The sequence below is a fragment of the Thioalkalivibrio versutus genome (assembly GCF_001999325.1).
Lineage (GTDB): Bacteria > Pseudomonadota > Gammaproteobacteria > Ectothiorhodospirales > Ectothiorhodospiraceae > Thioalkalivibrio > Thioalkalivibrio versutus.
In genome coordinates, this window is record NZ_MVAR01000010.1 from 367 (window position 1) to 17,833 (window position 17,467).

The window sequence follows — 17,467 nt, forward strand, 5'->3', positions numbered from 1 at the left end:
GGTCGCAATCGTAATACCGCGGGCCTTCTCTTCCGGCGCGTTGTCGATCTGGTCAAATGCACGGGCTTCACTACCGTACTTCTTGCCCAGCACCGCCGTCATCGCCGCCGTCAGCGTCGTTTTCCCATGGTCCACATGACCAATCGTACCCACATTCACATGCGGCTTCTTACGCTCGAACTTTTCCTTGGACATCTCTCGCTTCCCCGGATCGTGACGCTAAAACTCAACAGCGACGCAGGTTGTACGCTGACATTAATATGGAGCTCATGACCGGATTCGAACCGGTGACCTCTTCCTTACCAAGGAAGTGCTCTACCGACTGAGCTACATGAGCCGAACTACCGCCAGGGCCTCGCCCGACATCTTGCGGGCCAAATCTGGAGCGGGTGATGGGGATCGAACCCACATCATCAGCTTGGAAGGCTGAGGTTCTACCATTGAACTACACCCGCAGAACCCTGGCTTGCCGCACCACCGTCCGCTTCTGGCCGCTGGCTTGAAAAACCCGATGGTGGAGGGAGGAGGATTCGAACCTCCGAAGGCTGAGCCAGCAGATTTACAGTCTGCCCCCGTTGACCGCTTGGGTATCCCTCCTCGATCAAGCCGCGTATTCTGAACCAGCGCGAAGCACAGCGTCAAGCACCCGCTGAATTACCCCTCAAGGGGGCGAACCACAGCCTTGTCATTTGCAGGGTTGATTCCTATGATCGGAGCTCAGCAAGGGGCTCTCGGCTGCCTGGCAGCGCGTTTCCCTTCCGCCGCGGACGCACGTAGAGTGTGGCCCATCACTAGGTTTGTATACGCAGAGGCCCATGGCGAATACCACTACGGCACCGCGGCTACCCGGGCTGGCGAAGCGCCTGGTCGAGGCCGGCCTGATCGCGGAGGACATCGCCTCCCAGCTGGTCGAGGAAGCCCAGTCCCAGCAGACGCCGCTGATGACCCTGCTTGCCAGCAAGGGCCAGGTGGCGGAAGCCCGCCTGGTCGAGGCCGCCGCCGAGGAGTTCGGGCTCCCGGTATTCGACCTGGGGAGCTTCGATGCGGAACTGCTGCCCAAGGATCACCTCAACGAGAAGCTGATCCAGAAGCACCACGCCCTGCCACTGATGGCACGCGGCAATCGCCTCTACATTGGCGTGTCCGACCCGACCAACCTCGGCGCCACCGACGAGTTCAAGTTCGCCACCGGCATGCCCGTCGAGGCCGTCCTGGTCGAGCCACACAAGCTCGACCGCCTGATCGACACGGCACTGAGTGCCGCCTCGTCGCTGATGGACGACCTTGGCGACGACGGCCTCGACGGGCTGGCCATCGAATCCGGCGGGGAGGATGACAAGGAGTCCTCCGACACCGCCGAGGGCGCGGATGACGCCCCGGTGGTGCGCTTCGTCAACAAGGTCCTGATGGACGCCATCAATCGCAAGGCATCGGATATCCACCTCGAGCCCTTCGAGAAGGACTTCCGCGTGCGCTTCCGCATTGACGGCGTACTGCACGAGGTCGCCCACCCACCCAATTCCCTGGCGCCGCGCATCACTGCGCGCGTCAAGGTGATGTCGCGCATGGACATCGCCGAACGCCGCGTGCCGCAGGACGGGCGCATCAAGCTGAAGCTGTCGCGCACCCGCGCGATCGATTTTCGTGTCTCGTCCCTGCCGACGCTTTACGGCGAGAAGATCGTGATGCGTATCCTCGATCCCAGCAGCGCGGCGATGGGCATCGATCAGCTGGGGTACGAGGAACATCAGAAGGAAGCCTACCTCAAGGCGCTCAGCCGCCCGTACGGCATGATCCTGGTCACCGGCCCCACCGGGTCGGGGAAGACCGTATCGCTGTACACCGGGCTCGGCATCCTGAACACCGCCGACCGCAACATCTCCACTGCGGAAGACCCGTCGGAAATCAACATGCCCGGGGTCAACCAGGTCAACATCAACCCGAAGGTGGGTCTGACCTTTGCCAGCGCGCTGCGCGCGTTCCTGCGCCAGGACCCGGACGTGATCATGGTCGGGGAAATCCGCGACCTGGAAACCGCCGAGATCTCCATCAAGGCGGCCCAGACCGGTCACCTTGTGCTTTCCACGCTGCATACCAACGACGCCCCGCAGACGCTCACCCGTCTGGCCAACATGGGCGTGCCACCGTACAACATCGCCTCCTCGATCCTGCTGATCATTGCCCAGCGGCTGGCGCGGCGGTTGTGCCCGAACTGCAAGGAACCGGAAAAGCTCCCGGAAGAGGCGCTGCGCAAGGAAGGCTTTACCGACGCCGACATCCAGACCGGTGTGGTCTCCTATCGCGCGGTGGGCTGCGACCAATGCACCAACGGCTACAAGGGCCGGCTGGGGATCTACCAGGTCATGCCCATCAGCGACGACATGCAGCGCGGCATCCTGGAGGGCTACAACTCCATGCAGCTCGCGGAACAAGCGGAAAAGGAAGGCATCGAGGACCTGCGACGCGCCGGCCTCGTGAAAGTAATGGCGGGGCTGACCAGCCTCGAGGAAGTCAATCGCGTGACCAAGGACTAGTGCCGCAACCGGCACGGGTCACCAGCTACAGGGGGACAGGGGGATGGCCGACTCCGGGACGATCTACACCTGGGAAGGACTGAACAAGAACGGCGCCCGGATCAAGGGCGAGACTCCGGCCGACAACGAGGCCACGGCCCGTGCCGAGCTGCGCAAGAACGGCATCAACGTCATCAAGATCCGCAAGAAGCCAAAGTCGCTTCTCTCCGGCGGAAAGAAGAAGGTCGTCCCCGCGGACATCGCCTACTTCCTGCGCCAGATGACCACGATGCTGGAGTCCGGCGTGCCCCTGGTGCAGGCCTTCGAGATCGTCGGCCGCGGGAACGAGAAGCCCGCGATGCGCGATCTGGTCCTGAAACTGAAAGCAGACGTCGAGGGCGGCGAGACGTTTGCCCAGGCCCTGTCCAAGCACCCGAGACATTTCGACGACCTAGTCACCAATCTGGTCGAGGCCGGCGAGCAGGCGAGGACACTCGAGACCCTGCTGGACAAGGTCGCCACCTACAAGGAAAAGACCGAGGCCCTGAAGGGCAAGATCAAGAAGGCCCTGTTCTATCCGGCCGCGGTGGTCGTGGTGGCCATCGTGGTGACCGCGATCCTGCTGATCTACGTGGTCCCGCAGTTCGAGGCCCTGTTTACCGGCTTCGGTGCCGACCTCCCGGTATTCACCCGCATGGTGGTCGACCTCTCGGAGTTCACCCAGAGCTGGTGGTGGGCTATCCTCGGGGTCATGGTCGCCATCGGGTTCGTCTTCGTTCAGGCCCGGCGGCGGCTGCCACGCTTCGCCCGTTTCCTCGACATCATGGTCCTCAAGGCCCCGGCTTTTGGCCCGATCCTGCGCAAGGCCGCCATCGCCCGCTTTGCGCGAACGCTGTCGACCATGTTCTCCGCCGGGGTGCCGCTGGTGGATGCCCTGACCTCGGTCTCCGGCGCCACCGGCAACGCCGTCTACCGAGAAGCCACCCTGCGCATGCGCGACGAGACCGAGGCCGGCGGCCAATTGCAGTGGTCCATGCGCAATACCGCCGTGTTCCCCAACATGGTGGTGCAGATGGTCGCGATTGGCGAGGAATCCGGCTCGCTGGATTCGATGCTGTCGAAAGTCGCGGATTTCTACGAGGAAGAGGTCGACAACGCCGTGGACAGCCTGTCCAGCCTGCTGGAACCGCTGATCATGGTGGTCCTCGGCGTGCTGGTCGGCGGCCTGGTCATCGCCATGTACCTGCCCATCTTCCAGATGGGTCAGGTGATCTAGGGGATGCTGGCCGAGATCGGAGCCCAACTGGGCGGCTGGGCACTGCCGGTTGCCGGGGTGTTCGGGCTGCTGATCGGCAGCTTCCTGAACGTGGTGATCGCGCGCCTCCCGGTGATGCTGGAACGCGAGTGGGAGACCGAGGCGCGCGCGATCCTCGAGCACGCGCCGAACGACGAGCGCGTGCGATTCGACCTGATCCGCCCGCGCTCGCGCTGCCCGCAATGCCAGCGCCCGATCCGGGCGCTGGAAAATGTACCCATTCTCAGCTTCCTGTTCCTGCGCGGTCGCTGCCCCGGGTGTGGCACCCGCATCAGCTGGCAGTATCCCGCAGTGGAGGCACTCACCGCGCTGCTCTTCGTGGTAACGGTCTGGCACCTCGGGCCCGGTAGCGCCGGGCTGCTGGCGCTGGTCTTCACGGCCGTACTGATCGCCGCCTCCGGGATCGATGCCCGCACGACGCTACTCCCCGATCAGCTCACCCTGCCGCTGTTGTGGCTCGGACTGCTGGTCAACATCCCCGGTACCTTCACCGACCTGCAATCCGCCGTGATCGGTGCTGCGGCCGGTTACCTGACCTTGTGGTTGATCTTCCACGGCTTCCGCCTGCTGACCGGCAAGGAGGGCATGGGCTTCGGTGACTTCAAACTGCTGGCGGCGCTGGGCGCGTGGCTCGGCTGGCAGGCGCTGCCGGTCATCCTGCTACTGGCCTCACTGGTCGGCGCGGTGGTCGGGATCGCGCTGATCCTGCTGCGCGGGCGCGATCGCAACATCCCGATCCCGTTCGGACCCTTTCTCGCCGCCGCCGGGTGGCTCGCCCTGATCTGGGGCGACGAGCTACTGGCCCTCTACTTCCCGCAAGGGTTTTAGGCGGACGTCATGCTGCGGGTCGGACTCACCGGGGGGATCGGCTGCGGCAAGAGTCGCGTTGCAGGGCTCTTCGCCAGCCTCGGGGCACCGGTACTGGATGCCGACACCCTGAACCGCGAGCTCCAGACGCCGGGACACGATCTCTACGCGGCCATCGTGGCCCGCTTTGGCCCCGGCATACTCGATGCCCGTGGCCACTTGGACCGCGGCGCCTTGCGCACCCGGATCTTTGCCGACCCGGCCGAACGCCAGGCCCTGGAGGCACTGGTTCATCCGGCGGTGGAGGCCGCTATCGAACAACGCCTCGCCGCGCTACCAGAGACCACACCCTATGCCGTGATCGTGGTGCCCCTGCTGTTCGAGGCCGGCTGGGAGGCGCGTTTCGATCACGTCATCGTGGTCCATTGCGAGCCCAGCGAACAGATCGCACGCGTAACCCAGCGGGATGGCCGCAGCAGCGCCGAGGTAGAGGCCATCCTCGAGGTCCAGATGAACCCGGACGAGCGCCGCCGACGCGGGGACAGCGAGATCCTCAATACCGAACAGACGTCGGATGCCGAACTGGCGAACCAGGTAGCAGAACGCGACACTGCCCTGCGCGAGCTGGCCACCACCATCCGCTCGCGGGTGGAAAAACGCCCCCCGAATAGCTGATACTGCGGAAGTTCCTGGACCAGCATGCGCCTCCAGTCCTCCTGCCCAACGGGTCCGCCGTGAGCCAATCCCTGACCTTTGAACAACCGCTGCATGAACGTGTACGCCTCCTGCTGCGGCTGGAGGCCCTGAACGCACGCTTCGGGGATGCACTGGAGTCCGGGCGGGCCTTCGATCATCACGAGGCCCTGGTCTCGCTGGTGGACATCTATGCCCTGGTCACCCGGGTAGACATCAAGCGCGAACTGATGGGCGAGATCGAGCGCCAGACGGTCAACCTGACCCGACTGGCCAACCAGCCGGGCATCGATGCCGATCGCTTTCGCGAGACCATGGATGCACAGAAGCGATTGCACGATGCGCTGGAGGAACAGGCCGGCGCGCTCGATCACCGCGTCCGTGGCAGCGAGTTTTTCTCCAGCGTGCGCCAGCGCATGGCCCTGCCCGGCGGGGCCTTCGACTTCGACCTGCCGATCTACCACTACTGGCTGGCCCAGCCGAATCAGGCGCGCACCGAACTTCTGCTGGAATGGTTCCAACCGCTGAACACCGTGGCCGAGGCGACCGCCCAGGTACTGCGCTACATGCGCCACTCGGGCACCGCGGAGCCGGTGACGGCCGAGGACGGGTACTTCGAGCGCAATCTCGATACCGCCCACGCGTGGCAACTGATCCGGGTGACGGTAGACCCCGCGCTGGGGGTCTACCCGGAAATCAGCGGCGGGCGCCAGCGCTTTACTGTGCGTTTCTTCGCCCCCGGCGATTTCCGCGAACGCCCCGCACCGGCCCATGTCGACGTGCCGTTCCGGCTCTGCTGCTGCGCGATCTGAGGGAGGGCCGTGGGCGCCTGGGAGGCCCGGATTCAGCCCAGCAAGCCACGAATGGCCGCAATACCCTGCGCACCGGCCGCCCGCGCCCGGGGCAGGCTGACGGCAGACATCCCGCCGAGCGCATAGACCGGCAGCGCCGCACCCCGCACCCAGTCCGCGAAATGCCCCCAGCCCAGCGCCTCGGCACCGGGATGCGTCGCGGTCGCCTGCACCGGCCCCAGCACCACGAAATCCAGCCCCAGGGCCGCCGCCCGCTCGAGACCGGCACGGTCGTGAACCGAGGCGGCCACCCAGCCAGCGGACGCCGGACGCGCATCCAGCTCGCGCCAACGCCGCTCGGGCAGATGCAACCCCACCCGCGGAAAATCCGCCAGCCAATCCGGTGGCGCATTCGCCAGGACCGGGATGCCCAGGGCATCGGCGGGCCCTGTGATCGCCGCGAGAAAGTCGCAATAGTCGACCCGGCCCAAGTCCGGCGCACGCACCTGAACCATGTCAGCCTGGCCCGCACGCAGGGCCTCGGTTACTCGGCCGGCGATGGCAGCGGCCTGCGCGGCGTCGTCCGGTGACGGTGTGATCAGATAACGCTCGGGCAGGCGCAAGACGTTGAGCATCGCGCGATTCGCCGCCGGGAAATCCGCGGGGTCCAGGTCCACCGGGGCACGCCACTCCATAGGCTGGGCCTCGCGACCACGGGGCGCACCCGACCAAACCGTGACGCGGAACACATGCAGACGAACCGCGCGCTCCCCATAGTCGTGCTCGATCGTCAGGCACTGCACCGCCGAATCGACGCCAACGCCAAGCTCCTCGTCGAGTTCACGCTGCAGAGCCACCGCGGGGGATTCACGGCTCTCGACCTTGCCCCCGGGAAACTCCCACAGCCCGGCCAGGTGTTGCGCGTTCCTGCGACGCGTAACCAGCACGCGACCCTGGTTGTCGCGGATCAGTCCGATCGCGACCTCGACCGGAGGGGAAGACGCCGGCTCAGGACCGGTATTCGGCATTGATGCGCACGTACTCGTGGGAGAAGTCGCAGGTGTACTTGCGCGTCCGTGCGTCACCCCGGCCCAGGTCGATCCGGATGTGGATCTCCTCGGCGTCGAAGGCACGCTGGCCGTCGGCCTCGGCGTATTCCGGGGCACGCCCGCCGTCGCGGACAATCTCGACGTCATTCACACGGATCGCCACGCGCTCGATCTCCAGATCCGGCACCCCGGCGCGCCCCACGGCCGCGAGGATGCGGCCCCAATTGGGGTCGGAGGCGAACAGCGCAGTCTTGACCAGCGGGGACAGCGCGACGGTCTCGGCGACCTGCGCCGCCTCCTCACGCGACCGCGCACCCACCACCTCGACGGTCACGAACTTGGTGGCACCCTCGCCATCCCGGACGATCGCCTGGGCCAGCTCCAGGCAGACCGCGTCCAGAGCCGCGGCAAAGGCGACCCGATCGTCCGCTGTGACGAGCCCCGCCCCACTCGCGCCACTGGCCATCACCACCACGGCGTCGTTTGTGGAGGTATCCCCGTCCACGGTGATCGCGTTGAAGCTGTCGCGATTGGCCTCGCGCAGCAGACCGTCCAGCGCCTGCGCCTCGATGGCAAGGTCGGTCCCGATAAACGCCAGCATGGTCGCCATATCGGGGTGGATCATCCCCGAACCTTTGGCGATACCGGTCAGGGTCACCTCGCCCTGCGACAGTGCGACCCGACGGCTGACACCCTTGAGCACGGTGTCAGTGGTCATGATCGCGCGTCCCGCCTGCATCCAGGCATTGGGCGCCAGGCCCGCGTGCAGCACGGGCAGCGCCGCGATGATGCGTTCCACCGGCAGCGGCTCGCCAATCACCCCGGTGGAAAATGGCAGGACTGCCTCCGCCGGGTCGCCCGTAACCGCGGCCAGGGCCTCGCAGCAAGCGCGCGCGGCGGCGAGCCCGAGCTCGCCGGTCCCGGCATTGGCATTACCGGCGTTGATCAGCAGCCAGCGTGCCCCGCCCGCTGCCTGGTGCTCCGCGGCAACCACGACCGGCGCGGCGCGAAAGGCATTGTTGGTATAAAGCGCCGCAACGGTCGCGTCGGGGCCGGCATCGATCAACACCAGATCGTCGCGCCCGGGATAGCGAATCCCTGCCGCGACCGCGGCCACGCGAATCCCCGGTACCGGTTGCAGCGCCTCCGGGGCGTTCAATCCTACGGCCATGGGCTCAGTGTCTCCCTACAGCTTGCCGTGGCAATGCTTGAATTTCTTGCCCGAACCACACCAGCAGGGCTCGTTGCGGCCCAGCTTGGGCTCGTCGCGTCGGTAGGGGGCCTCGCCGCTCGCAACCGGTTCGCGCGGCTCGGCGTCACCTTCGGCTCCAGCCTTCAGGGGGCTGTCGGGGTTCTGGTGCTGGAACTGCAGATCATCCTCGGCGGGGGCCGCCTTCTTCGGCTGCAATGCCTCGACCTCCTCCGGTGAGCGCAATTGCATGCGCAGCAGGAACTTCACCACGTCGTGCTTGATGCGTTCCAGCAGGGACTGGAACATCGCGAAGGCTTCCTTCTTGTACTCCTGCTTCGGGTTGCGCTGGGCGTAGCCACGCAGGCCAATGCCCTGGCGCAGGTAGTCCATCGCCGCCAGGTGTTCCTTCCACTGGCTGTCCAGGACCTGCAGCATCACGTCGCGCTGCAGGCGGTTCATGGTCTCGTCACCCAGCTGCTCGCGCTTCCGGGTCAGCAGCGCGCGGGCATGCCCGATGATCCGCTCGCGCAACGGCTCCTCGTGCAGGTCGTCCTCGTCGTCCAGCCACTGCTGGACCGGAAGGTCGAGCCCGAACTCGCCGTTCAGGGCCTGCTGCAGGCCCTGGATGTCCCATTCGTCCTCGATCGATCCCGGCGGCATGTACGGGTTGATCAGGGCGTTGACCACATCCTCCACCAAGGTGTCGATGGTTTCGCTGATGTCCTCGGTGGTCAGCAATTCAGCACGCTGGTCGTAGATCACCCGGCGCTGATCATTGGCGACGTCGTCGTATTCCAGCAGCTGCTTGCGGATATCGAAGTTGTGCGCCTCGACCTTGCGCTGCGCATTCTCGATGGCGCGCGAGACCCAGGCGTTCTCGATCGCCTCGCCCTCCTTCATGCCCAGACGCTGCATCAGACTGCGCACACGCTCGGATGCAAACACCCGCATCAGGTTGTCTTCCAGCGACAGGAAGAAGCGGCTGGAGCCCGCGTCACCCTGGCGGCCGGAGCGCCCGCGCAACTGGTTGTCGATCCGTCGCGACTCATGGCGTTCGGAGCCAATGATGTGCAGACCACCGGCCTCGATCACCGTGTCATGACGGGCCTGCCAGTCGGCCCGGATTGCCTCCTGCTGGGCGCTGTCGTCCGGGTCGACTTCGGCCAGTTCGGCATCCAGCGCCCCCCCCAGCACGATATCGGTACCACGCCCGGCCATGTTGGTTGCCAGCGTCACCGCCTTCGGGCGACCCGCCTGGGCGATGATCGCGGCCTCGCGCTCGTGCTGCTTGGCGTTCAGCACCTCGAACGAGATCCCGGTCTTCTTCAGCGCTTCAGCCAGCCGCTCGGAACTCTCCACCGAGGCCGTCCCCACCAGGACCGGTTGACCGCGATCCACGCACCACTGGATCTCCTTGATGATGGCGGTGTACTTCTCCTCCTGGGTCAGGAAGACCAGGTCCTGCATGTCGTCGCGCACCAGCGGCTTGTTGCCGGGGATCACGACCACTTCCAGGCCATAGATGGTCTGGAACTCGTAGGCCTCGGTATCGGCCGTACCGGTCATGCCTGCGAGCTTCTCGTACAGGCGGAAATAGTTCTGGAAGGTGATCGACGCCAGCGTCTGGTTCTCGCGCTGGATCGGAACCCCTTCCTTGGCCTCGATCGCCTGGTGCAGTCCCTCCGACCAGCGCCGGCCACCCATGATGCGGCCGGTAAACTCGTCGATGATCTGGACCTTGTTGTCGCGCACCAGGTAGTCGACATCGCGGTGGAACAGCGCGTGGGCACGCAGGGCCGCATTCAGGTGATGCAGTACCGCGATGCTCGCAGAGTCGTACAGGGTCTGGTACTCCTCCAGCAAGCCGGCCTGGCGCAGGAGTTCCTCGGCCTTCTCGTGACCCTCCTCGCTGAGGAAGACCTGCTTGGCCTTCTCGTCGACGAAGTAGTCACCCTCGCTCTCTTCGTCTTCCTGACGGGTCAGCTGGGCCGGGATGGTGTTCAGCCGCTCGTAGAGCTCGGAGCTGTCGCCGCTGGGGCCGGAGATGATCAGCGGGGTCCGCGCCTCGTCGATGAGGATGGAGTCGACCTCGTCGACCACCGCAAAGTTGAGTGCGCGCTGCACGCGCTGATCGGCCGAGAAGGCCATGTTGTCGCGCAGATAGTCGAAGCCGAACTCGTTGTTCGTGCCATAGGTAATATCGGCGGCATAGGCCTCCCGCCGGGTCGCCGGACGCATCTGATCGAACCCGCCTTCTTCTGCGTGGTACTCCGGGTCAAAGAGATAGGAGGCGGAATCCACCCCCAGACCGCCGGAGCTATTCACCACTCCGACCGTCAGACCCAGTGCGTCGTACAGCCGCCCCATCCAGGCCGCATCGCGGCGGGCCAGGTAGTCGTTCACCGTCACCACATGCACGCCGTCGCCGGTCAATGCATTGAGATAGGCGGGCAGGGTCGCGACCAGGGTCTTGCCCTCACCCGTGCGCATCTCGGCGATGCGACCGTCGTTGAGAACCATACCGCCGATCAACTGGACGTCGAAGTGGCGCAGCCCCAGGACCTGGGCACTCATCGCGCGACAGACCGCGAAGGCCTCCGGCAGGAGCTTCTCCAGATTCTCGCCCTCGCCCAGGCGGCGCTGGAATTCCTGTGTCTTGTGACGCAGCTCGTCCTGCGACAACGCCTCGGTGGAGTCGGCCAGGGCATTGATGCGCTCGACCGCGCGGGTGTAGCGCTTGAGGATGCGATCGTTGCGACTACCGAAAATCTTCTGTACGAGCTGCTTGACCATGGGGATCCGAAAGGGTTGGCTGAAACCCGGCTAGGATAAACGATCCGTCAGGGAAACGCTGTGGCCAAGAGACGCGCAGCCGGTCATGCCCCTGCGGGGCCGAGAAGGACCGCGGAGGGTCAGTCCCGATCCTGGAGAAAATGATAGGGATTCAGGGCCTGGCCGGCGTCGACCACCTCGTAGTGCAGGTGGGTATCGGTCGCGCGACCGGTGCGCCCCATCTTCGCGATCACCTCGCCAGCCTCCACGCGCTGCCCGGGCTCGACCAGGATTTCCGCGTTGTGTGCGTAGCGCGTATTCAAGCCGCCGCCGTGCGCGATCTCGACGAGCTTGCCGTAGCTGCTCCGGCGGCCCGCGAATACGACCAGACCACCGCCCGCGGCGCGGATGTCCGAGCCTGGCCGCCCGGCAAAATCCATCCCCGAGTGGAAGCGGCGGTTCCCGGTGAACGGGTCTTCGCGATAACCAAACGCCGAGCTAATCCAGGCGTCATCCTCCACCGGGCGAAACTGCGGGGACAGCGCCTCGCGAGCCGCCTCCTGGCGTAGCTCGGAACCTACCGTCTCTACGGCGGCGCTGCGACGACCCAGAAGGTGTTCCAGCGCCAGCAAGCGGTCATGGATCTCCAGCGGAGAACCCGGTCCGTCCAGCAGCGGGCCGCCCTGGCCGCCAACTTCCGGCTCCAGTGCGGCCACGTCCAGCCCCAGGGAGTCGCCAACCGAGCGGAGGCGCAGATCCACCCGCGTCAGCTGGCGTTCCAGCGCGACCACACGGTCAACCAGGTAGTTCAAACCTTCACGTGCTGCCTCGCGTTCGGCCGTCTCCACCACGATCGGATCCAGCGTGTTTGCGACCGGGATCCTGACCACCTCGCGCTGGCTTTGCCCCGCCAGGTAGGCGGTCACAACCGCCGCCACCACCAGCAGCGCGAGCAGGGTGCCCGCCAGCGCCACGCCCCACAACGGAAGACGTGCACAAAGACCATCCGGACGTAGTACGATCAGCTGCATGCGATTCCTCTCACTCCTTCCGCCGCGGACTGCCGGAGTCCCTCGATGACGCCGCAGCGGATTACCCGCTTCATCGCCCGCGACTTTTCCGCGCACTCCAGCCGCGACCGCGGCGTGGAACGCGCCCTCGAGGGACTGGTCGGCAACGCCCTGCAGGCTGGCCGACTGGCGTTCACCCTGCGCGAAGACACCCTGGTCGCCATCTGCGCGAACCGCGGGCTGGCCACCGAACTGCGTTTCCAGCAGCGCGAACTGCTCAAGACCTTGCGTGCCGCGGGCTTCGAGGGCATCGAACAGATACGTATCCGGCTGACCAACACCCCACGCCCCCCCCGGCCCACCACGCGACTGGAGCGCCGCGAGATCCCGGACGCGGCCCGCCGCATCCTGGCCGATACCGCCAGCAGCATCCAGGACCCCGGGCTGGCCGGCGCCCTCGAACGCCTCGCCCGGGCGGCCAGGCCGTCACCGAAGCGCGACTGACCTACCTCACCCTGGAACATGTGTTCCAGGGTGAGGTCAGCCCGCTGGAGTCGGTGCCAGCTGACCGAAGGAGATCGGCAGGCGTTCGCTCGGGTCCTCGAAGGTCACCTTCTCCCAGGCGGTCTCGTCGGCCAGGAGCTGACGGATCAGCTGGTTGTTCAGCGCATGCCCGGACTTGTGGCCAGTGAACGCACCGATCAGGCTGTGACCGAGCAGGTACAGGTCCCCGACGACGTCGAGGATCTTGTGCTTGACCAGTTCGTTGTCGTAACGCAGCCCGTTTTCGTTGAGGATCTTGTAGTCATCGAGGACCACGGCGTTGTCCAGGCTGCCGCCCAGCGCCAGCTGATTCGCCCGCAGGGCCTCGATGTCGCGCATGAACCCGAAGGTCCGGGCACGCGAGACCTCCTTCACAAAGGAGGTGGACGAGAAGTCCAGCTCTGCGCGCTGGCTTCCGTCGGTAAACATCGGGTGTTCGAAATCGATACAGAAACCGACCTTGAACCCCTCGTAAGGATCAAAGCGCACCCACTTGTCGTCCTCGCGGACTTCCACGCTGCGCTTGACCCGAATGAATTCCTTGGGCGCGTCCTGCTCCTTCAGCCCGGCGGACTGCAGCAGAAACACGAAGGGACCGGCACTGCCGTCCATGATGGGCACCTCGGCGGCGCTCACATCGACATGCAGGTTGTCGATTCCCAATCCGGCAATGGCCGAGAGCAAATGCTCCACGGTCGAAACCCGGACGTCTCCATTGACCAGCGTGGTGGACAGCCGCGTGTCGCCGACATTGTCGGCACAGGCGCGAATCTCCACGGACGGATCAAGATCGCAGCGATGGAACACAATCCCGGTATTCACCGGAGCCGGACGCAGGGTCAGCACCACCTTTTCTCCGGTATGCAGTCCCACTCCGGTCGCCCGAATGCTGTTCTTGAGCGTTCTTTGCCTGATCAACGAATTGAGCCTCTCTCTTCCAGGAGAGCGCATAAGGGGAGCCCGGGCCCTCCCGGGCTCCTCATGCACACAACGATTACCGCATTATTGCAGGATTCCGCTCGCCCTGCATGTACAGCCGTTCTCAGTCGGCTTGTTTACGCAGGAAGGCCGGAATATCCAGCACATCAATGCCTTGCTGCTGATTGTAGTCGACCGCAAGGTTGTCACCGCCGCGCCGCTTGACGGTCGGCTGGTCGAGGTCGACTTCGACATCGGAGCCGACGGCCCTCTTCGGCTGGGCATCGACCACTCGCACCTGCGGCCGTTCGGACTGCGTCGCTGGCGCGCCAAGCCCCGTGGCCACCAAGGTCACCCGCAGCTCGTCGGTCATCTCGGGGTCGATGACCGTCCCAACCACGACATTGGCATCTTCCGAGGCCAGGGCCTTCACCGCCTCGCCGACTTCCTCGAACTCGCCGATCCCGACATCCATGCCACCGGTCACGTTCACCAGGATGCCGCGGGCACCGGAGATATCGATGTCCTCCAGCAAGGGGCTGGCGATCGCCGCTTCGGCGGCCTCGCGCGCACGATCCTCGCCGGTGCCGGTGCCGGTGCCCATCATCGCCATGCCCATCTCGCGCATCACATTGCGCACGTCGGCAAAGTCGACGTTGATCAGACCCGGACGGGTGATCAGCTCGGCGATGCCCTGCACCGCGCCGAACAGCACGTCGTTGGCAGCCTTGAAGGCATCCAGCAACGTGGTGTTCTTGCCCAGCACCGTCAGCAGCTTCTCGTTGGGGATGGTAATCAGGGAATCGACCTGTTCGGTCAGCGCCTTGATCCCGGACATCGCGACCTGCATGCGGCGCTTGCCCTCGAACGGGAACGGCTTGGTGACCACCGCGACCGTCAGGATGTTCATCTCCTTGGCGATCTGCGCCACCACCGGGGCGGCACCGGTACCCGTACCACCGCCCATGCCGGCGGTGATGAAGACCATGTCGGCGCCCTGCAACAGATCCTGGATGCGTTCACGGTCCTCCAGTGCAGCCTCGCGACCGACCGACGGATCCGCCCCGGCCCCCAGGCCCTTGGTGATGTCGCCGCCCAGTTGCAGCAGCGTCTTGGAATCCAGGCTCTTCAGAGCCTGGGCATCGGTGTTGGCACAGATGAAATCGACGCCTTCCAGCTGCGAGTTGACCATGTGCTGCACGGCGTTGCCGCCGCCGCCCCCAACGCCGACGACCTTGATCGTCGCGTTCTGGCTATAGGTGTCCATCAGTTCGAACGTCATGATTGCGTCCTCTCGTTGCGTGTGTAGTACATAAACTTCTGTTTACCTGCGTCATGGCCGGAGAGCGGTCCGGCCTCCTAAAATTCCGGGGCCCCGATCATCAGAACTGTCCGGAAAACCAGCGCTTCATGCGCGCCCATACGCCCTGGAACCCGCTGCTCACGGGCCGGGCCTCCTGCTCCGCGCGCGACTCGCGGGCGTAGAGCAACAGCCCCACCCCCGTCGCGTGGATCGGATTCTTCACAACATCCAGGAGCCCGGTGACGCGTTGCGGCACCCCCAGGCGTACGGGCATGTGAAAGACCTCTTCGGCGAGGTCCACCACACCTTCCATTCGGGACGAGCCACCGGTGAGCACCACTCCGGCGGCAATCATTTCTTCGGTGCCGCTGCGGCGCAGTTCCGCTTGCACCAGCTGCAACAATTCCTCGTAGCGAGGCTCGACCACGGAGGCGAGCGTCTGGCGCGACAACCTGCGTGCGGCACGATCGCCGACACCGGGCACCTCGATGCTCTCGCTCGGATCGGCCAGCGAGCGCAGCGCGCAGGCGTACTTGATCTTGAGTTCTTCGGCGTACTGGGTCGGGGTGCGTAGCGCGACCGCGATGTCGTTGGTGACCTGATCGCCGGCGATCGGGATGACTGCGGTGTGCATGATCGCGCCGTGGGCAAACACCGCGATGTCCGTGGTGCCACCGCCGACGTCCACCAGACACACGCCCAGGTCCTTCTCGTCCTCGCTCAGGACCGAGTAACTGGAGGCGAGCTGCTCGAGGATGATGTCGTCCACCCGCAGTCCGCAGCGCTCCACGCACTTGACGATGTTCTGCGCGGCGGAGACCGCCCCGGTCACCAGGTGCACCTTGGCCTCCAGCCGCACCCCGGACATCCCGATCGGCTCGCGGATGCCCTCCTGCTCGTCGATGATGTATTCCTGCGGCAGCACGTGGAGGATGCGCTGGTCGGCCGGGATGGCGATGGCGCGCGCGGCGTCGATCACCCGGTCCACGTCGCCAGCGACCACCTCGCCGTCCTTGATCGCGACCACCCCGGTGGAGTTGTAGCTCTTGATGTGCGAGCCGGCGATCCCGGTATACACCGAGTGGATCTCGCAACCGGCCATCAGCTCGGCCTCCTCCACCGCGCGCTGGATCGACTGGACGGTGGACTCGATGTTCACGACCACGCCCTTCTTCAACCCGCGCGAGGGCGAGGAACCGATGCCGATGATCTCGATCTCGCCTTCCTCGGTCAGCTCCCCGACCACCGCCTCGATCTTCGAGGTGCCGACGTCCAGGCCGACGATCAGACCGGGTTCCGACTTCTTTGCCATCATCTTTCTGCGTCCTGTCGTTCGTGTCATCGGGCGTTCCCCGCACCGTCTTCCGCCGCATCCGCCCAGGCCACGGCCAGCCCGTGGGGGTAACGCAGGTCGATCCGTTCCACCGGGGCCTCGCGATAGTCGCGAATCGCCGGGGCCGCGCGGACCAGTTGCCCCAGTCGTGCCAGATCGGCATCGCGCCCCATCAGCACGCGTACGCCGTCCGCCAGGTGGATGGTCCAGTCGTGGCGTTCTCCCTCTTCGAGACCGGCGACCTCGAGCCCGGCATCGGCCAGGCGTGCGGAGACCTCCAGGTAGCGATGCATCAGCACCACCTGGCGCCCGTCGGTCCCGGCGAGTGCCGGCAGGCCCTCCCAGTCATCCAGCGCCACCGGGCCAAACAGGCGCCCGTGGCGATCGACCAGATGGTCCTCGCCCCACTGCGCCACCGGCACCGGCTCGTGAATCTCCACCACCAGGGTGTCCGGCCACTGACGCCGCAGGCGCACCGCGTCCACCCACGGCTGTCCCTCAAGCGCAACGCGCAGGCGCTCGAGCTCGACACCGATGAAGCCCGGCGCATGGGTCCGGACCATCTCGTGCACCGCTGCGACATCCGCATGCTGCGGATTGCCGGTCACCTCGACATGCTCGATCGGCAACCAGGCATCCGGGTCGAACTGCAACCAGGCCAGCGCGCCCAGCACCAGCACCGCGGCCAGCCCCATGCCCGACATCAGGCGCAGCCCCGGGCCAGCCATCCGGCGCAGCGGCGACGGTCCCCGCGCCTGCGGGCGGCGCGCGGGTCGCGTTGTGCGGCGTGCGTTCAACGCAGTCCTCCACACTCGAAACTGGAATCGAGGATGCGCAGGCACAGCTCGTCGAAGTCGATGCCCGCCTGCGCGGCGGCCTTGGGCACCAGCGAGTGGTCGGTCATGCCCGGGATCGTGTTCACCTCGATCAGGAAGTTCTCGCCATGTTCGTCCTGCAGGATGTCCACTCGTCCCCAGCCGCAACCCTCCAGCGTCGCGAAGGCGGCGATGGCCATGGACTGCAACTCCAGCAACGCGCTGGAATCCAGCGGCGGCGGGCAGATGTAGCCGGTATCGTCGGCCTCGTACTTGGCGTGGTAATCGTAGAAACCGCCCGGGGTGCGAATCTCCACCACCGGCAACGGCTCGTTGCCGAGGATCGCGACGGTGTACTCGCGTCCGCTGATCCACTGCTCCGCGAACACCTGCCCCGGCTGCAGCCGCGCGGC

General features: G+C 65.8%; 16 protein-coding genes and 3 tRNA genes. 6 read left to right on the top strand and 13 right to left on the bottom strand.

The genetic code is table 11. The annotated features are described in order from the left end of the window. The 4 genes from B0684_RS13930 to B0684_RS03915 all read right to left on the bottom strand — a co-directional run. Positions 1 to 195 (bottom strand): GTP-binding protein (locus B0684_RS13930; RefSeq protein WP_233123382.1); only part of this gene is annotated, 195 nt, incomplete at its 3' end. Between the two features lie 66 nt (positions 196 to 261). After that, positions 262 to 337 (bottom strand) — tRNA-Thr (locus B0684_RS03905). A 44-nt stretch (positions 338 to 381) separates the two neighbouring features. Further along, positions 382 to 455: transfer RNA gene (locus tag B0684_RS03910), tRNA-Gly, on the bottom strand. Positions 456 to 512: 57 nt separating this feature from the next. Continuing rightward, positions 513 to 597 (bottom strand) — tRNA-Tyr (locus B0684_RS03915). 218 nt (positions 598 to 815) lie between these two features. Between B0684_RS03915 and pilB the strand changes: the two genes are divergently transcribed. The 5 genes from pilB to zapD are packed head-to-tail and all read left to right on the top strand — an operon-like array spanning position 816 to position 6,140. Beyond that, on the top strand, positions 816 to 2,534 hold the full coding sequence (gene pilB, locus B0684_RS03920) for a type IV-A pilus assembly ATPase PilB (RefSeq protein ID WP_018650513.1): 1,719 nt from the start codon (positions 816 to 818) through the stop codon (positions 2,532 to 2,534). 43 nt (positions 2,535 to 2,577) lie between these two features. Next, positions 2,578 to 3,789 carry a type II secretion system F family protein gene (locus tag B0684_RS03925; protein WP_018650514.1) on the top strand — a complete coding sequence of 404 codons (1,212 nt, stop codon included), beginning with the start codon at positions 2,578 to 2,580 and terminating at the stop codon, positions 3,787 to 3,789. A gap of 3 nt (positions 3,790 to 3,792) precedes the next feature. Next, positions 3,793 to 4,656 (top strand): prepilin peptidase, encoded by an 864-nt coding sequence (locus tag B0684_RS03930; RefSeq protein ID WP_018650515.1) that lies wholly within the window; start codon positions 3,793 to 3,795, stop codon positions 4,654 to 4,656. Between the two features lie 9 nt (positions 4,657 to 4,665). Further along, positions 4,666 to 5,310, top strand: coding sequence for a dephospho-CoA kinase (gene coaE / locus B0684_RS03935; protein ID WP_018168216.1), 645 nt, complete (start codon positions 4,666 to 4,668; stop codon positions 5,308 to 5,310). Between the two features lie 59 nt (positions 5,311 to 5,369). Next, positions 5,370 to 6,140 carry a cell division protein ZapD gene (gene zapD, locus B0684_RS03940; protein WP_018168217.1) on the top strand — a complete coding sequence of 257 codons (771 nt, stop codon included), beginning with the start codon at positions 5,370 to 5,372 and terminating at the stop codon, positions 6,138 to 6,140. A 32-nt stretch (positions 6,141 to 6,172) separates the two neighbouring features. Here zapD and B0684_RS03945 read toward each other — a convergent pair whose 3' ends face one another. The 4 genes from B0684_RS03945 to B0684_RS03960 all read right to left on the bottom strand — a co-directional run bounded on the left by B0684_RS03945 (position 6,173) and on the right by B0684_RS03960 (position 12,163). Further along, positions 6,173 to 7,147: a Nudix family hydrolase gene (locus B0684_RS03945; protein ID WP_018650516.1), complete on the bottom strand. Its 975-nt coding sequence runs from the start codon at positions 7,145 to 7,147 to the stop codon at positions 6,173 to 6,175. Then, the gene (gene argJ / locus B0684_RS03950) at positions 7,128 to 8,339 is read right to left on the bottom strand and encodes a bifunctional glutamate N-acetyltransferase/amino-acid acetyltransferase ArgJ (protein ID WP_018168219.1); all 1,212 of its coding nucleotides are present in this window, start codon (positions 8,337 to 8,339) and stop codon (positions 7,128 to 7,130) included. The genes B0684_RS03945 and argJ overlap by 20 nt, the downstream gene beginning before the upstream one ends. A gap of 15 nt (positions 8,340 to 8,354) precedes the next feature. After that, positions 8,355 to 11,153 (bottom strand): preprotein translocase subunit SecA, encoded by a 2,799-nt coding sequence (secA, locus tag B0684_RS03955; protein ID WP_018168220.1) that lies wholly within the window; start codon positions 11,151 to 11,153, stop codon positions 8,355 to 8,357. Between the two features lie 119 nt (positions 11,154 to 11,272). After that, complete coding sequence (locus tag B0684_RS03960) at positions 11,273 to 12,163, bottom strand: M23 family metallopeptidase (protein ID WP_018168221.1); 891 nt, start codon at positions 12,161 to 12,163, stop codon at positions 11,273 to 11,275. Between the two features lie 45 nt (positions 12,164 to 12,208). Between B0684_RS03960 and B0684_RS03965 the strand changes: the two genes are divergently transcribed. Continuing rightward, entirely contained in the window at positions 12,209 to 12,646 is a 438-nt protein-coding gene (locus B0684_RS03965) for a DciA family protein (protein WP_018650517.1), read from the top strand. A gap of 36 nt (positions 12,647 to 12,682) precedes the next feature. Here B0684_RS03965 and lpxC read toward each other — a convergent pair whose 3' ends face one another. The 5 genes from lpxC to B0684_RS03990 form a co-directional block, all read right to left on the bottom strand. Next, entirely contained in the window at positions 12,683 to 13,603 is a 921-nt protein-coding gene (lpxC, locus tag B0684_RS03970) for a UDP-3-O-acyl-N-acetylglucosamine deacetylase (protein WP_231362625.1), read from the bottom strand. A 124-nt stretch (positions 13,604 to 13,727) separates the two neighbouring features. Beyond that, the gene (gene ftsZ, locus B0684_RS03975; RefSeq protein ID WP_018144460.1) at positions 13,728 to 14,885 is read right to left on the bottom strand and encodes a cell division protein FtsZ; all 1,158 of its coding nucleotides are present in this window, start codon (positions 14,883 to 14,885) and stop codon (positions 13,728 to 13,730) included. A 100-nt stretch (positions 14,886 to 14,985) separates the two neighbouring features. Beyond that, on the bottom strand, positions 14,986 to 16,221 hold the full coding sequence (gene ftsA / locus B0684_RS03980; protein ID WP_018168223.1) for a cell division protein FtsA: 1,236 nt from the start codon (positions 16,219 to 16,221) through the stop codon (positions 14,986 to 14,988). 23 nt (positions 16,222 to 16,244) lie between these two features. Next, positions 16,245 to 16,967, bottom strand: coding sequence for a cell division protein FtsQ/DivIB (locus B0684_RS03985; RefSeq protein ID WP_018168224.1), 723 nt, complete (start codon positions 16,965 to 16,967; stop codon positions 16,245 to 16,247). Positions 16,968 to 17,032: 65 nt separating this feature from the next. Continuing rightward, positions 17,033 to 17,467, bottom strand: a 435-nt coding sequence (locus B0684_RS03990; protein ID WP_463606921.1) for a D-alanine--D-alanine ligase, incomplete at its 5' end; no start/stop codon positions are given.

What these genes read in the sequence shown, in the direction of transcription:
- coaE (WP_018168216.1), top strand. Translation starts at nt 4,666, where the DNA reads ATGCTGCGGGTCGGACTCACCGGGGGGATCGGCTGCGGCAAGAGTCGC.
- ftsZ (WP_018144460.1), bottom strand. Translation starts at nt 14,885, where the DNA reads ATGACGTTCGAACTGATGGACACCTATAGCCAGAACGCGACGATCAAG.
- B0684_RS03945 (WP_018650516.1), bottom strand. Translation starts at nt 7,147, where the DNA reads ATGCCGAATACCGGTCCTGAGCCGGCGTCTTCCCCTCCGGTCGAGGTC.
- secA (WP_018168220.1), bottom strand. Translation starts at nt 11,153, where the DNA reads ATGGTCAAGCAGCTCGTACAGAAGATTTTCGGTAGTCGCAACGATCGC.
- B0684_RS03965 (WP_018650517.1), top strand. Translation starts at nt 12,209, where the DNA reads ATGACGCCGCAGCGGATTACCCGCTTCATCGCCCGCGACTTTTCCGCG.
- argJ (WP_018168219.1), bottom strand. Translation starts at nt 8,339, where the DNA reads ATGGCCGTAGGATTGAACGCCCCGGAGGCGCTGCAACCGGTACCGGGG.
- B0684_RS03930 (WP_018650515.1), top strand. Translation starts at nt 3,793, where the DNA reads ATGCTGGCCGAGATCGGAGCCCAACTGGGCGGCTGGGCACTGCCGGTT.
- B0684_RS03960 (WP_018168221.1), bottom strand. Translation starts at nt 12,163, where the DNA reads ATGCAGCTGATCGTACTACGTCCGGATGGTCTTTGTGCACGTCTTCCG.
- ftsA (WP_018168223.1), bottom strand. Translation starts at nt 16,221, where the DNA reads ATGATGGCAAAGAAGTCGGAACCCGGTCTGATCGTCGGCCTGGACGTC.
- B0684_RS03925 (WP_018650514.1), top strand. Translation starts at nt 2,578, where the DNA reads ATGGCCGACTCCGGGACGATCTACACCTGGGAAGGACTGAACAAGAAC.
- B0684_RS03985 (WP_018168224.1), bottom strand. Translation starts at nt 16,967, where the DNA reads ATGGCTGGCCCGGGGCTGCGCCTGATGTCGGGCATGGGGCTGGCCGCG.
- pilB (WP_018650513.1), top strand. Translation starts at nt 816, where the DNA reads ATGGCGAATACCACTACGGCACCGCGGCTACCCGGGCTGGCGAAGCGC.